The following is a 13,757-nucleotide window of genomic DNA, read 5'->3' as shown; positions in this document are numbered from 1 at the left end:
TGTCCTATTCGTTGGTGCAGCCCAGCACTTCCTCCAGGCTGGTCAAGCCGTTCCTCACCTTCACCAGGCCGGACTTGCGCAGCGATTTCACGCCCTCGCTCTCGGACTGGGCGGCGATCTGCATGGCGTTGCCGTTGGCCAGGATCAGCGCCTCGATGGCCGGCGTGATCGGCATGATCTGGTAGATGCCGACCCGGCCCTTGTAGCCGCCGCCGTTGCAGCGCTCGCAGCCGACCGGGCCGTAGGGCTTCCAGCTGCCGTCGAGCTCGTCGGCGCGGAAACCGGCCTTGAGCAGCAGCGCGTCGCCGATCTCGACCGGCTGCTTGCAGCTGCACAGGCGCCGCGCCAGCCGCTGCGCGGTGATCAAAATCACCGACGAGGCGATGTTGAACGGCGCCACGCCCATGTTCATCAGCCGCGTCAGGGTCGACGGCGCGTCGTTGGTGTGCAGGGTGGAGAACACCATGTGGCCGGTCTGCGCCGCCTTGATGGCGATGTCGGCCGTCTCCAGGTCGCGGATCTCGCCGACCATGATGATGTCCGGGGCCTGCCGCAGGAAGGACTTGAGCGCCACCGGGAAGGTCAGGCCGGCCTTGTCGTTGACGTTGACCTGGTTGACGCCGGGCAGGTTGATCTCGGCCGGGTTCTCGGCCGTGGAGATGTTGATGCCCGGCTTGTTGATGACGTTCAGGCAGGTGTACAGCGACACCGTCTTGCCCGAGCCGGTCGGCCCGGTCACCAGCACCATGCCGTAGGGGCGCTGGATGGCGTCGAGCAGCAGCTCCTTCTGGTCCGGGTCGTAGCCGAGCGCGTCGATGCCCATCTGCGCCTGGGTGGCGTCGAGGATGCGCATCACCGTCTTCTCGCCGAACAGGGTGGGCAGGGTGCTGATGCGCAGGTCGATGGTCTTGGTCGGCGAGACGATCAGGCGCATGCGGCCGTCCTGCGGCACGCGCTTTTCCGAGATGTCGAGCTTGGCCAGCACCTTGATGCGCGAGACCAGCTTGTCCTTGATCGAAATCGGCGGCTGGGCGTGCTCCATCAATATGCCGTCGACGCGGAAGCGGATGCGGTAGAACTTCTCGAACGGTTCGAAGTGCAGGTCGGAGGCGCCCATGTTGACGGCGTCCATCAGCATCTTGTTGAGGAAGCGCACGATGGGCGCGTCCTCCACCTCGTTGGCGCCGGGGTCGGGCGCGGCGGCGCTGTCCTCCTCGGCGAACTGGATGTCCTGCTCGTCGCCGATCATGTCGTTGATGCTTTGCTCGGTGTTCTTGTTGAGCGCCGCCAGCAGGTTCAACAGGGCGTCGTGGGCGACGATCACCGGCTCGACCGAGGACTCGGTCTGGAACTTGATCTGGTCCAGCGCCTGGATGTTGGTGGGGTCGGAGATGGCCACCGACATCCTGTTGCCGCGCTTGGACAGCGGCACCACGCGCTGGCTCTGCATCAGGCGGTGGTCGATCACCTTGGGCGGCAGCGCCTCCAGGTTGACGCTGTGCAGGTCGAGCAGGGGGTAGGCGAAGGTTTCCGAGCAGAACAGCGCCAACGCGCGCGCGTCGATCGCGCCGCTGGCCAGCAGCACGTCGATGAAGGCCTGCTTATCGTTGCCGGCTTTTTTGTGCAGCGCGTCGGCCTGGGGCGCGCTGAGGCGCCCGGCCTGGAGCAAGGCCCGCGCCAGCCCCGGCAGGGCGGTGCTGGGCGTGGCGTTGGGAATGACTGCTGCCATGGATGCGCGCCATCAGGAAGACTTCGGTGGGAGGGTTGCTGCGCCGGCAGGGCCGGTCGTCAACGCTCCATCCGATGATGCCCCCGGGGTTGCGCTTTGTAAAGCATTTGTCTCTTAGACGAAACAATCGTGCGCGCCGGCACCGGCGCCGCTGGGGGAACGGCCTCAGGCGCGCTTGCCGCCGGCGCGTATCAATTTGACCACCTTGATCGATTGGTTCTGCACCTGCACCACCTCGATCACGCAGTTGTCGGCCTTGACGCTGATCGGCGACTCGGGGATTTCCTGCAGCAATTCCAGCATCATGCCGTTCAGCGTCTTCGGGCCGTCCAGCGGGAAGCTCAGGCCCAGGCGCTTGTTGATGTCGCGCAGCGCCGTGGCGCCCTCGAGCAGGCACTCGCCCTGTTCGTTCCAAGCGAAGCTGTCGGCCCGGGCGGCGCCCGGCATCGAGGTGGTGAACTCGCCGATCATCTCCTCGATGATGTCGTCCAAGGTCACCAGCCCTGCACCTCGCCGTACTCGTCGACGATGATGCCGAGGCGTTCGCGGTTTTCCTGGAAATATTGCAATTGGGTAAACACGCCGGTGTCCTGCGGAATGAAGTAGGGCGTGCTGAGCAGGGCGCGGAAGTGCTCGGTGGTCAGCTCGTCCTCCCGGTTGAGCAGGGCCACCGCCTTGCGCACGTGCAGGATGCCGATGATCTGGTTGATCTCGCCCTCGTAGACGGGCAACTTGTTGTGGTAGCAGGTGGTCAGCTCGTGCTTGATCTCGTCGACCGGCAGCGACAGGTTGAGCGCCTCGATCTGCGAGCGCGGCGTCATGATGTCCTCGACCGAGATGGTTTCCAGGTCGAACAGGTTGAGCAGGATGCTCTTGTGCTTTTGCGGGATGAAGTTGCCGCCCTCGAGCACGATGGAGCGCAGCTCCTCCGGCGACAGGCGGGCGTCGTGCAGGTGGGCGCCCGCCTTGATGCGGAACAGCTTGAGCACCAGGCCGACGAACAGGTTGACGAACCAGATCAGCGGCTTGGCCAGCGCCATCAACGGTTTCAGCACCATGGCGGTGGGCAGGGCGATCTTTTCCGGGTAGCTGGCGCCGATCACCTTGGGCGAGATCTCGGCGAAAACGATCAGCAGGAAGGCCACCACGCCGGTCGAGATGGTGATGACGTTGTCGTCATTGCCGAAGGTTTCGATGGCGATGGCCGTCACCAGGGCGGTGGCCATGGCGTTGAACAAGGTGTTGGCGATCAGAATCAGCGACAGCAGCTTGTCGGTGCGGTCGAGCAGCCACAAGGTGGTGATGGCGCGGCGGCTGCCGCGTTTGGCCATGTGGCGCAGACGATAGCGGTTGGCCGCCATCAGCGCGGTTTCGCCCATGGCAAAGAACGCCGAGCAGAGGATCAGGAGGGCGAGCGCAAGAAATTGCACCCATAACGGTACGGTATCCAAGGCTCACCGTAAAGAAACTTGCGTGGGAAACTGGTCGGCCAGAAGTCGGCGCCGGCCCAGACGGCATGGCCGAATAGGTGGCCACAGAGGCTTGAATTCTAAGGCAAGGGCCGCTTCCATGCAAGTTTGCCTATATTGGGCGGCCCATGAGCGGGCCGCGCCGGGCGCTTGGCGGCGCCCTCGGCGGCCGCCTTAGCTGCCCCGGTAGGTCGAGTAGGCCCAGGGCGACACCACCAGCGGCACGTGGTAGTTCTGCGTCGCGTCGGCGATGCCGAAGGCCAGCGTGACCTGGTCGACGAAGCGCGGCGAGGGCAGCTCCACGCCCCGTTCGGCGAAGTAGTCGCCGGCCTTGAAGACCAGCTCGTATTTGCCCACCTTCATCGTATCGCCCTCCAACAAAGGGGCGCAGCGGCCGTCGGCGTTGGTGACGTCCGATTTCAACAACACCTTGCCGGCCTCGTCGACCGCGTACAGGGCCACGCTGACGCCGGCGCCAGGTTTGCCCACGGTGATATCGAGCACGTGCGTACTTAGCTTTCCCATGATCCGTCCTATATGTTTGAGTGAAACCGCCTATTCAGCAAATCATATACCGATGCAAGTGAGGCAATATATGATGGGACGTATATTCTCCATTGCCATTGTCCCCATTCCTTTTCGACCCAGATGACTACCTACGACAACTATCCGCGCGACATGATCGGCTACGGCGCCAAGCCTCCCCACGCCCAATGGCCCAATCGTGCACGCATCGCCCTGCAATTTGTCCTCAACTACGAGGAGGGCGGCGAGAACAACGTGCTGCACGGCGACGCGGCGTCGGAAACCTTCCTCTCCGAGATCATCGGCGCGGCCGCCTTCCCGGCCCGCCACCTGAGCATGGAATCGATCTACGAATATGGTTCGCGCGCCGGCCTGTGGCGGCTGCTGCGCATGTTCGAGCAGCGCAAGCTGCCCTTGACGGTGTTCGGCGTGGCCATGGCGCTCAAGCGCAACCCCGAGGCGGTGGCCGCCTTCCAGCAACTGGGCCACGAGATCGCCTGCCACGGCCTGCGCTGGATCAGCTACCAGAACATGGACGAGGCGGACGAGCGCGCCCACATGCACGAGGCCGTCGCCATCATCAAGGAATTGACCGGCAGCACGCCGCAGGGCTGGTACACGGGGCGCGATTCGCCCAACACGCGCAAGCTGGTGGTCGAGCACGGCGGCTTCCGCTACGACGCCGACCACTACGGCGACGACCTGCCGTTCTGGCAACAGATCGCCTACACCGACGCCGCCGGCCGGGCCGCCGTGGCGCCGCAACTGATCGTGCCCTACACCTTGGACACCAACGACATGCGCTTCGCCGCCATGCAGGGCTTCAACTCCGGCACCCAGTTCTTCGACTATTTGAAGGACGCCTTCGACGTGCTCTACGCCGAGGGCGACCCGAACGGCCTGAACCAGCCGAAAATGCTGTCGATCGGCATGCATTGCCGCCTGCTGGGCCGGCCGGCGCGGGCCGCCGCGCTGGCGCGCTTCCTCGACTATGTGCAGGGCCACGACCAGGTCTGGATCGCCCGCCGCATCGACATCGCCGAGCACTGGCACGCGACCCATCCTTTTACGGGATAGAAGCACACCATGTCCAGCACCCAACCGCAAGCCTACCGCGCCAGCTTGCTGCATTTCCACGCCGATCCGGCATGCCACGCCGACGCCCACGCCTGGCACGAGGACGGCCTGCTGGTCGTCGCCGACGGCAAGGTGCGGGCGGCCGGCGACTACGCCAGCCTGCACGCCACGCTGCCGCCCGGCAGCACGGTGCACGACTACAGCGGCAAGCTGATCGTGCCCGGCTTCATCGACACCCACGTCCACTACCCGCAGACCGAGATGATCGCCTCGCCGGCGCCCGGCCTGCTGCCCTGGCTGGAGACCTACACCTTCCCCACCGAGCGCCGCTTCGACGACCCGGCCCACGCCGCCGACGTGGCCGAGTTCTTCCTCGACGAGCTGCTGCGCTGCGGCACCACCACGGCGATGGTGTATTGCAGCGTGCACGCCGCCTCGGTCGACGCCTTTTTCGCCGCCAGCGAAAAGCGCGACCTGCGCATGGTGGCCGGCAAGGTGCTGATGGACCGCAACTGCCCCGAATTCCTGCGCGACACCGCCGAGTCCGGCGCGCGCGACAGCGAGGCGTTGATCCAGCGCTGGCACCGGCGCGGCCGCGCCCTGTACGCCATCACGCCGCGCTTCGCGCCGACGTCGAGCGACGCACAGCTGCGCCTGGCCGGCGAACTGGCGCGCGCCTACCCGGACACCTTCGTGCAGACCCACGTGTCGGAGAACCGGGACGAGTGCGCCTGGGTCCAGCGCCTGTTCCCGCAGGCGCGCAGCTACCTCGACGTCTACGACCGGGTCGGCCTGCTGCGCCCGCGCGCCATGTACGGCCACTGCATCTGGCTCGACGACGGCGACCGCGCCCGCATGGCCGCCAGCGGCGCGGCGGCGGCCGTCTGCCCGACCTCCAACCTGTTTTTGGGCAGCGGACTGTTCGACTTCGACCGCGCCGACCGGGCCGGCATGCTGCTGTCGCTGGCCACGGACGTCGGCGGTGGTACTTCTTTTTCTATGTTGCAAACAATGAATGAAGCCTATAAAGTAGCGCGACTGAGCGGCAGTTACTTGCCCGCCTTGCGCATGTTTTACCTGGCGACCCTGGGCGCGGCCCGCAGCATGCAACTCGAAGGCACGATCGGCAATTTCGCCCCCGGTGCCGAGGCCGACTTCATCGTCCTCGACGCCCAGGCCACGCCGCTGCTGCAACGGCGCAGCGCCCATTGCGACAGCCTGGAAGAGTTGTTGTTCGCGCTGGCGCTGCTGGGCGACGACCGCGCGGTGGCGGCCACCTACGCCGCCGGCCGCCGCGTGCACGCGCGCGAGGCCGCCTGAATCCCATCCACCTCCACCTTGAGAAGAGCCCATGCAAAAGAAAATCGCCAGCCTGATGGTCACCGCCGCGTTGTCCGCCATGGTCGTCCTGCCGCTCAGCGCGCAGGCGGCCAGCAACGCGGAACTGACCCGCCGCCACTTCGCCGCGCTGCTCGCCGCGCCCCAGCCCAAGCTGGCCGAGCTGACCATGTTCTTCACCCTGATGCCCAAGGGCGGCGACCTGCACCACCACTATTCCGGCGCCATCTACGCCGAGCAGTACCTGGAATGGATCGACAAGCAGAACTACTGCGTCAACCAGGCCAGCTACCAGATCGAAACCCACAGCCCGGCCGGCGACTGCGTCAGCGGCTCGGCCGTGATGAACAACAACACCCTGCTGGCCCAGCTGTTGCAGCGCTGGTCGGACAAGGACTTCTACAACCACAGCACGCAGCAGTCGCCGCCGGACCGCCAGTTCTTCGACACCTTCGGCTACTTCGGCCCGATCTCCTCGTTCAACACGGCCGACGGCCTGCAGCGCCTGAAGCAGCGCGCCATCCAGGAAAACCTCAGCTACATCGAGACCATGTTCCACTCGGCGCCGATGGTGAAAAATCCGCAGTTCGACCAGCAGGCCATCGGCGGCGGCGTCAACGACGCCATGCTGGCCGCCTTCAGCGCCGAGCTGGAGCAGGACAAGTCCTTCAACGACGGCATCACCAGTTATTTGGACGATGTGAACACCGGCGGCGCCGGCATCGACGACGCCCAGTTCACGCTGCGCTACCAGTCCTTCGTGGTGCGCCTGTTGTCGCCGTCGCAGGTGTTCTCGGCCATGCTGTCGAGCTTCAAGCTGGCCAGCCAGAGCCCGAAGATCGTCGGCGTCAACATCGTCGGCCAGGAGAGCGTCAACGTCTCGATGCGCGACTATCTGTTGCACATGCAGATGTTCAAGTTCCTCAAAGCAAAGTATCCGAAGGTCAACCTGGCGCTGCACGCCGGCGAGCTGGCGCTGGGCGTGGTGCCGCCCGAGGGGCCTGACCTCGCACATCAAGGACGCCATCGACGTCGCCGGCGCCCAGCGCATCGGCCACGGCATCGACATCGCCCACGAGAGCAATCCGCTGGCCATCATGAAAAAAATGCGTGATCAGAAGATCGCCGTCGAGATCAACCTGAGCAGCAACGACTTCATCCTCGGCGTCAAGGGCGAGGCCCACCCGATCACCCTGTACCGCAAGTACGGCGTGCCCTTTGTCATCTCGACCGACGACGCCGGCGTGTCGCGTAACAATCTGTCCGGCGAGTACGTGTTGTTCGCCAGCCGCTACAAGACCGATTACGCCGAAGTCAAGAAACTGTCATATGACAGCCTGCGCTATTCCTTCCTGGCCGGCGACGACAAACAGCGCCTGTTGAAGGCGCTGGACGGCAAGTTCGCGAAATTTGAGGCCGAGATCGCCGCGGCAGGGCAGAAATCGAAGAAGTAAGCTTCTCGGGATTCGGGACGGAAAACCCGCCGGCGCCGGCGCCGGCGGGTGAAATAGCAACACTGGATGACAGGCAAGCCGCCTTTTCATCCGTGCGCACGAGGAACGGCCGTTCCTTGTCATAAAATTCATCTTCATCCACCGCCTTGCCGCCGGCGCCACCCTGTGGCCCACAAGCGACACAAAACTGGTGGACTGCCTCTAGCTTTGAATATTTTCCACATGAAACAATTTCAAGTACGCAAGGCTCATTTATAATCCCGCCCTTGCGCGCCCCGGCGACCTCCAAAAGAGGACGCCAGCCGGGCACATTTATATGTTTTTCATATAAATTCGTAAATTAAATCGTATTTGTCATGGGGTTTGCACTTAATGCATAGTGGGATGAAATGATCCAAAAAGGCAAGATTATTGCTTTTCCCACAGCAGGGCAGATCGATGGACGGCAACGCCGGCATGGCCGGTTTGCCTGTCACAAGATTGTCATAAAGACGTCATAGCCCTGAAATATTGCACCGCTACACTTATGCGTTGCCCCAGAGGGAGCGACGCGTTTGACGGTATATGTGCAAGAAATGCGCATGAAGCGCGACGTTCACCGCAATACGGGGGGCGGTGCGAGGGGGCCGGCCAACACCAGATAGGGGCGCCGGCGCCGAATGGAAGAGGGTGTTACAGAATTTTTTGTCTTGGCACGAAGACAGACCAGCGCAGGCCAGCGATGGGCCGGCCGACCAGTTGCAGCACAGTAAAGAGGGAACACCTGCCACCAGCATGGGTTCCAAACAACTATTAGTCTTTTTTGGGGTTATACAATGATCAATCACAAACGGCTTCGGCTAACGCAAATCGCGCTTAGCTTGTCTATCGCGCTTGCGGCAGCACCGGCCTTCGCCCAGAACACCACCTCGGCCATCGGCGGGCGCATCTTCGCCACCGACGGCAAACCAGCCGGTGGTGCCACGGTCACCGTCGTGCACACCGAATCGGGTTCGGTCAGCAACGTGGTCACCGACGCCGAAGGCCGTTATGTCGCCCGTGGCCTGCGCGCAGGCGGCCCGTACACGATCACCATCACCAAGAACGGCGTCAGCGAGAAGCGCGAGAACGTCTTCGTCCAGCTGGCCGAGACCGCCAACGTCGACGCCACCCTGGGCGCCCCGGCGATCCAGACCGTGACCATCGCCGGCATCGCCGGCGGCCGTTCGGACAAATTCTCCAAGACCACGATGGGCGCCGGCACCAGCATCAGCGCGACCGAACTGGCGATCCAAGGTTCGATCAACCGCAACCTGCAGGACTACGCCCGCACCGATCCGCGCGTCTCGCAGACCGACAAGGAACGCGGCGAGATGTCCGTCGCCGGCCAGAACTCGCGCTACAACTCGCTGACCATCGACGGCGTGGCCGTCAACGACACCTTCGGCCTGGAGTCGAACGGCAGCCCGACCGCCAAGCAGCCGATCTCGATCGACGCCATCCAGTCGGTGCAGGTCAACGTCGCCAACTACGACGTCACGCAAAAAGGCTACACCGGCGGCAACATCAACGCCGTCACCAAGTCCGGCACCAACACCGTCAAGGGCAGCGTCTACTACGTCTTCCGCAACGACAGCATGGCCGGCGACCGCTACAACCTGAGCTCCGACAGCTACGCCGCGCCGGCCCCGTTCAAGGAAACCACCAAGGGCGCCACCGTCGGCTTCCCGCTGATCCGCGACAAGCTGTTCCTGTTCGCCGGCTACGAGAAGCTCGAGTCGACCCGCAGCGCGCCGTCGTTCGGCCCGATCGGCAGTTCGATGACCAACGTCGGCATCACCAACTCGGCCATCGCGTCCGCCCAGGACATCGCCAAGAACAAGTTCGGCTTCGACGCCGGCACCTCGGTGCCCGAGGGCAGCCAGCTGACCGTCGACGACACCCTGCTGAAACTGGACTGGAACATCAACGACGCGCACCGCGCCATGTTCCGCTACTCCAAGACCAAGCAGTCCGAGCCGGCGTTCTCCGGCCTGAACGCCAGCACCATCTCGCTCAACTCGGAATGGTTCAACCAGGGCAAGACCATCGAAACCCTGGTCGGCCAGTGGACCGCCGACTGGACGCCGAACTTCTCGACCGAGTTCAAGGTCTCCTCGCGCGACTACGACAGCCTGCCCAACTTGAACGCCAAGCTGCCGTTGATCAACCTGACCTTCACCGGTCCGACCCCGGCCGGCACGCCGGCCTCGGTGCCGGTCACCTCGCGCACCCTGCAGTTCGGCACGGACAACAGCCGCCACCGCAACGTCCTCGGCACCAAGACCAAGGACGCCTACCTGGGCGCCAACTGGTCGCTGGGCGAGCACGAAGTCAAGTTCGGCGGCGACTACCAGAAGAATGACGTGTACAACGCCTTCCTGCAGAACATCTGGGGCAACTACACCTTCTCCTGCGTGGCCCAGCCTTACAACTCGCTGCCGGCCAACTTCGACTGCGGCAAGAACACCCCGGCCACCGCCGCCCAGATCGAGCAAGCCGTGCTGGAAAACTTCAGCCGCGGCCGTCCATCGTCGTACTCGCTGCAAGTGCCTAACGCCGGCCGCACCCTGGACGACGCGGTCGCCAACTTCAGCATGAAAAACTACGGCGCCTTCGTGCAGGACACCTGGACCGTCAACCCGCGCCTGACGCTGAGCTACGGCGTGCGTCTGGACGCGGCCCGCATCAGCGACCGTCCGCTGCGCAACGACGCCGCCGCGGCACCGGTGATCGCGGCGACGGCGGCGACCGGCGGTCGCCAGACCGGCGGCTTCGACATCGACAACACCAACACCTTCGACGGCGAAAACCTGGTGCAGCCGCGCTTCGGCTTCAACTACACCTTCGACAGCGCGCGCCAGATGCAAGTGCGCGGCGGCGCCGGCCTGTTCCAGGGCGCGGCGGCGACGGTATGGCTGTCCAACCCGTTCTCCAACACCGGCGTGGCCACCAAGACCCTGTCTTGCGGTTCCTCGACGGCGCCTTGCAACGGCGACAACAGCTTCTCGTCCGACATCAACAACCAGCCGACCAACGTCAAGGGTTCCTCGGCCATCGCCAACGTCGATGCGCTGGCCCCAGGCCTGCGCCAGCCGTCGGTGTGGAAATCGAACATCGCCTTCGACACCGAGCTGCCATGGTACGGCATCGTCTTCAGCGCCGAGTATCTGTACACCAAGAACAAGGACGGCATCTTCTACCGCAACCTGAACCTGGGCGCGCCGACCAAGACCGGCACCGACGGCCGTGCGCTGTACTACTCCGCCGCCGGCTTCAAGACCGATTGCTGGAACCAGTCGACCGGCGCCTCGATCAACACCGGCGCCTGCTCGAGCTTCGTGACCAAGGCGGGCAGCAACAACAAGTTCGGCAACGTGCTGCTGGCCGACAAGACCAGCAAGGGCGGCAGCAACCTGGCCACCCTGTCGCTGAGCCGTCCGATGACCTCCGGCCTCGGCTGGTCGGTCTCCTACACCTACACGGACGCCAAGGAAGTGTCGCCGCTGACCTCGTCGACCTCGGGTTCGAACTACAGCGCGCGCTCGATCTTCAACCCGAACGACGAAGCCAACGCCAATTCGAGCTACCTGGTCAAGGACCGCATCAACGCCCTGGTCAACTTCCAGAAGCGCTTCTTCGGTTCCTATAAAACCACCTTCGGTATGTTCTATGAAGGCCGTACCGGCAAGCCATACAGCTGGACCTACAACAACGACTTGAACGGCGACGGCATCGGTAGCAACGATTTGATGTTCATTCCGTCGGCACCAGGCTCCGGCCAGGTCGTGTTCGCCGGCGACGTCGGCGGCAGCCACGCCAACGAGGACAAGTTCTGGTCGGTGGTCAACGCCAACCCGTCGCTGAAACGCGCCGCCGGCGGCACCGTCCAGCGCAACGACAGCTTCTCGCCTTGGACCAACAGCTTCGACATGCGCATCGCCCAGGAGATTCCTGGTCTGTTCAAAAACAACAAGGCCACCTTCACCCTGGACATCTTCAACGTCGGCAACCTGCTGAACAAGAAGTGGGGCCGTATCAACGAGGTCGGCTTCACCGGCAGCGGCGGCCAGGCGCGCAGCTTCGTCGACTACGTCGGTCTGGACGCCCAGGGTCGCTACATCTACAAGGTGCGCGACAAGGTCGAGGACTACGACGTGCGCCAGGTCAAGGGCGAGTCGCAGTGGGCCATCCAAGCCACCGTCAAGTACGAGTTCTAAGCTCGTCGCCACGCTAGCGTGAACCCCGGGAACGGCCGATGGCGACATCGGCCGTTTTTTTTATCCCCGCACCCCGCGACGCCACGGGGTCCGACCCCGCACGGGGTCGGACCCCTTTGCTTGGGGGGGCGTCGCGCCAGGCCGCGACGCCTCCTTTTTCCGGGGCTGGCTGTACAATATTCCATTCTCTCCGACTCGTGATGCAATGAAAAAATACCTGAGCCCGATCGCCGCCGCCGCGCTGGCCGTCCTGCTGGCCGGCTGCGCCCACCGTGCGCCGCCGAACACGGTGGCGATCAACCTGGTCGGCTTGAACGACTTCCACGGCAACCTCGAGGCGGGCAAGTTCAGCAGCGCCGGCGGCCTGTTCGGCGGCCAACGCACGGTCCAGGCCGGCGGCATCGACACGCTGGGCGCGGCGCTGCAGGCCTGGCGCAAGGACAACCCGGAACTGCTGCTGGTCGGCTCGGGCGACCTGATCGGCGCCAGCCAGTCGATGTCGGCGATGTGGGCCGACGAGCCGACCATCGTCGCGATGAACCTGCTGGGCCTGCGCGCCAGCGCGGTCGGCAACCACGAGTTCGACGCCGGCCGGGTCGAGCTGCTGCGCCAGCAGAAGGGCGGCTGCGCCTCGCCGCGCGCCGACAAGGCCTGCAAGTTCGCCGCCGACTACAGCGGCGCGCGTTTCAGCTACCTGGCCGCCAACGTCATCGACATGGTCACCAACAAGCCGGTGCTGCCGGCCTACCGCATCGAGCAGGTGCGCGGCGTGAAGATCGGCCTGATCGGCGCCGTGCTGCGCGACACCGTCGGCATGGTGCTGGCGTCCGGCGTGGCCGGGCTCAACTTCGCCGACGAGGCCGACTCCGTCAACCGCGTCCTGCCCGAGCTGCGCAAGCAGGGCGTCAACGTCTTCGTGCTGCTGATCCACCAGGGCGGCCACACGGTCGAGGCCTTCGACAAGGCCGAGTGCAGCCAGCTGCAGGGACCGCTGCTCGACATCGTCAAGCGGCTCGACCCGGCCATCCGCCTGGTGGTCAGCGGCCACAGCCACACCGGCTACACCTGCCGCGTCGGCGAGCGCCTGGTGACCCAGGCCGACATGGGCGGGCGCGTGCTGACCCGCATCCAGCTGCAGGTCGACACCGCCAGCAACACCGTGCAACAAGTCACCGCCCAGAACGTGGTGATGACGCCGGGCCGCTACCCGGCCGATCCGGCGCTGGACGCCTACCTGGCCCAGGTGCGCCAGCGCAGCGCGGCGGCGCTGGCGCAGCCGGTGGCCAAGCTGGCGCTCTCGCCCGTCACGCGCAGCCTCAACGAGCACGGCGAGTCGGCGCTGGGCGACCTGGTGGCCGACTCGATGCTGGTCGGCGCGCGCCACTTCGGCGCCCAGATCGCCTTCATGAACAACCACGGCATGCGCCAGGACCTGGCCGCCGGCGCCGGCCTGCCGGCCACGGCCGGCCAGGCCCAGGCCGTGCTGCCCTACAACAACGACCTGGTGGTGATGAACCTGACCGGCGCGCAGATCACCGCCCTGCTGGAGCAGCAGTGGGGCGGGCCGAAGCACGCCGCCCGCGGCCTGCTGCAGGTGTCCGAGGGCTTTTCCTACAGCTGGAAGCGCAACCAACCCGACGGCAGCCGCGTGGTGCCGGGCAGCGTGCTGCTCAACGGCGTGCCGCTCGACAACACCAGCTCCTACCGGGTCGCCACCAACGCCTTCCTGGCCGAGGGCGGCGACGCCTACCCGCTGTTCATCCAGGGCGGCAGCCGCGCCAACACCGGCATCCGCGACATCGACGCGCTGCGCAACTACCTGCGGATGCGCGAGCAGATCGGCAAGCCGGCCGGCAGCGCCGCGCCGCTCGGCCGCATCCAGAGCACCTACTAGCCCAGCCAACCCAAGCAGGGCGGCGCCACCGGC

The 13,757-nt window shown here is 65.0% G+C and carries 8 protein-coding genes and 1 pseudogene; 6 read left to right on the top strand and 3 right to left on the bottom strand.

The features are described from left to right. Window positions 1-4: 4 nt before the first annotated feature. The 3 genes and pseudogenes from pilB to uraH form a co-directional block, all read right to left on the bottom strand. The gene (gene pilB / locus QC826_RS23990) at window positions 5-1,729 is read right to left on the bottom strand and encodes a type IV-A pilus assembly ATPase PilB (RefSeq protein WP_279762765.1); all 1,725 of its coding nucleotides are present in this window, start codon (window positions 1,727-1,729) and stop codon (window positions 5-7) included. Between the two features lie 165 nt (window positions 1,730-1,894). Continuing rightward, window positions 1,895-3,180, bottom strand: a pseudogene (locus tag QC826_RS23985) (HlyC/CorC family transporter). Window positions 3,181-3,372: 192 nt separating this feature from the next. Continuing rightward, window positions 3,373-3,723, bottom strand: a complete 351-nt coding sequence (gene uraH, locus QC826_RS23980) for a hydroxyisourate hydrolase (RefSeq protein WP_099415112.1) — start codon at window positions 3,721-3,723, stop codon at window positions 3,373-3,375. Window positions 3,724-3,846: 123 nt separating this feature from the next. On the opposite strand from uraH, the gene puuE reads away from it, so the two are divergent. The 6 genes from puuE (at window position 3,847) to QC826_RS23955 (ending at window position 13,724) form a co-directional block, all read left to right on the top strand. Continuing rightward, on the top strand, window positions 3,847-4,800 hold the full coding sequence (puuE, locus tag QC826_RS23975; RefSeq protein ID WP_279762764.1) for an allantoinase PuuE: 954 nt from the start codon (window positions 3,847-3,849) through the stop codon (window positions 4,798-4,800). A 9-nt stretch (window positions 4,801-4,809) separates the two neighbouring features. Further along, on the top strand, window positions 4,810-6,120 hold the full coding sequence (guaD, locus tag QC826_RS23970) for a guanine deaminase (RefSeq protein ID WP_279762763.1): 1,311 nt from the start codon (window positions 4,810-4,812) through the stop codon (window positions 6,118-6,120). A gap of 31 nt (window positions 6,121-6,151) precedes the next feature. Continuing rightward, entirely contained in the window at window positions 6,152-7,252 is a 1,101-nt protein-coding gene (locus QC826_RS23965) for a hypothetical protein (protein ID WP_313872803.1), read from the top strand. After that, the gene (locus QC826_RS31375; RefSeq protein WP_313872895.1) at window positions 7,140-7,592 is read left to right on the top strand and encodes a hypothetical protein; all 453 of its coding nucleotides are present in this window, start codon (window positions 7,140-7,142) and stop codon (window positions 7,590-7,592) included. Before QC826_RS23965 ends, QC826_RS31375 begins: the two co-directional genes overlap by 113 nt. Window positions 7,593-8,452: 860 nt before the next feature. Further along, window positions 8,453-11,830, top strand: coding sequence for a TonB-dependent receptor (locus tag QC826_RS23960; protein ID WP_313872802.1), 3,378 nt, complete (start codon window positions 8,453-8,455; stop codon window positions 11,828-11,830). Between the two features lie 205 nt (window positions 11,831-12,035). Then, complete coding sequence (locus QC826_RS23955; protein WP_279762761.1) at window positions 12,036-13,724, top strand: bifunctional metallophosphatase/5'-nucleotidase; 1,689 nt, start codon at window positions 12,036-12,038, stop codon at window positions 13,722-13,724. The last annotated feature ends 33 nt before the right edge of the window (window positions 13,725-13,757 follow it).

The organism is Rugamonas sp. DEMB1 (genome assembly GCF_029834475.1).
In the GTDB taxonomy this organism is placed as follows: Bacteria; Pseudomonadota; Gammaproteobacteria; order Burkholderiales; family Burkholderiaceae_D; genus Rugamonas; species Rugamonas rubra.
The sequence above is the reverse complement of the archived record's forward strand: the minus strand, read 5'-3'. Positions and strand labels throughout refer to the sequence as shown.

Bases quoted from the DNA above. Each gene is read 5' to 3' on its own strand.
- pilB (WP_279762765.1), bottom strand. From the start codon at position 1,729: ATGGCAGCAGTCATTCCCAACGCCACGCCCAGCACCGCCCTGCCGGGG.
- uraH (WP_099415112.1), bottom strand. From the start codon at position 3,723: ATGGGAAAGCTAAGTACGCACGTGCTCGATATCACCGTGGGCAAACCT.
- puuE (WP_279762764.1), top strand. From the start codon at position 3,847: ATGACTACCTACGACAACTATCCGCGCGACATGATCGGCTACGGCGCC.
- guaD (WP_279762763.1), top strand. From the start codon at position 4,810: ATGTCCAGCACCCAACCGCAAGCCTACCGCGCCAGCTTGCTGCATTTC.
- QC826_RS23965 (WP_313872803.1), top strand. From the start codon at position 6,152: ATGCAAAAGAAAATCGCCAGCCTGATGGTCACCGCCGCGTTGTCCGCC.
- QC826_RS23955 (WP_279762761.1), top strand. From the start codon at position 12,036: ATGAAAAAATACCTGAGCCCGATCGCCGCCGCCGCGCTGGCCGTCCTG.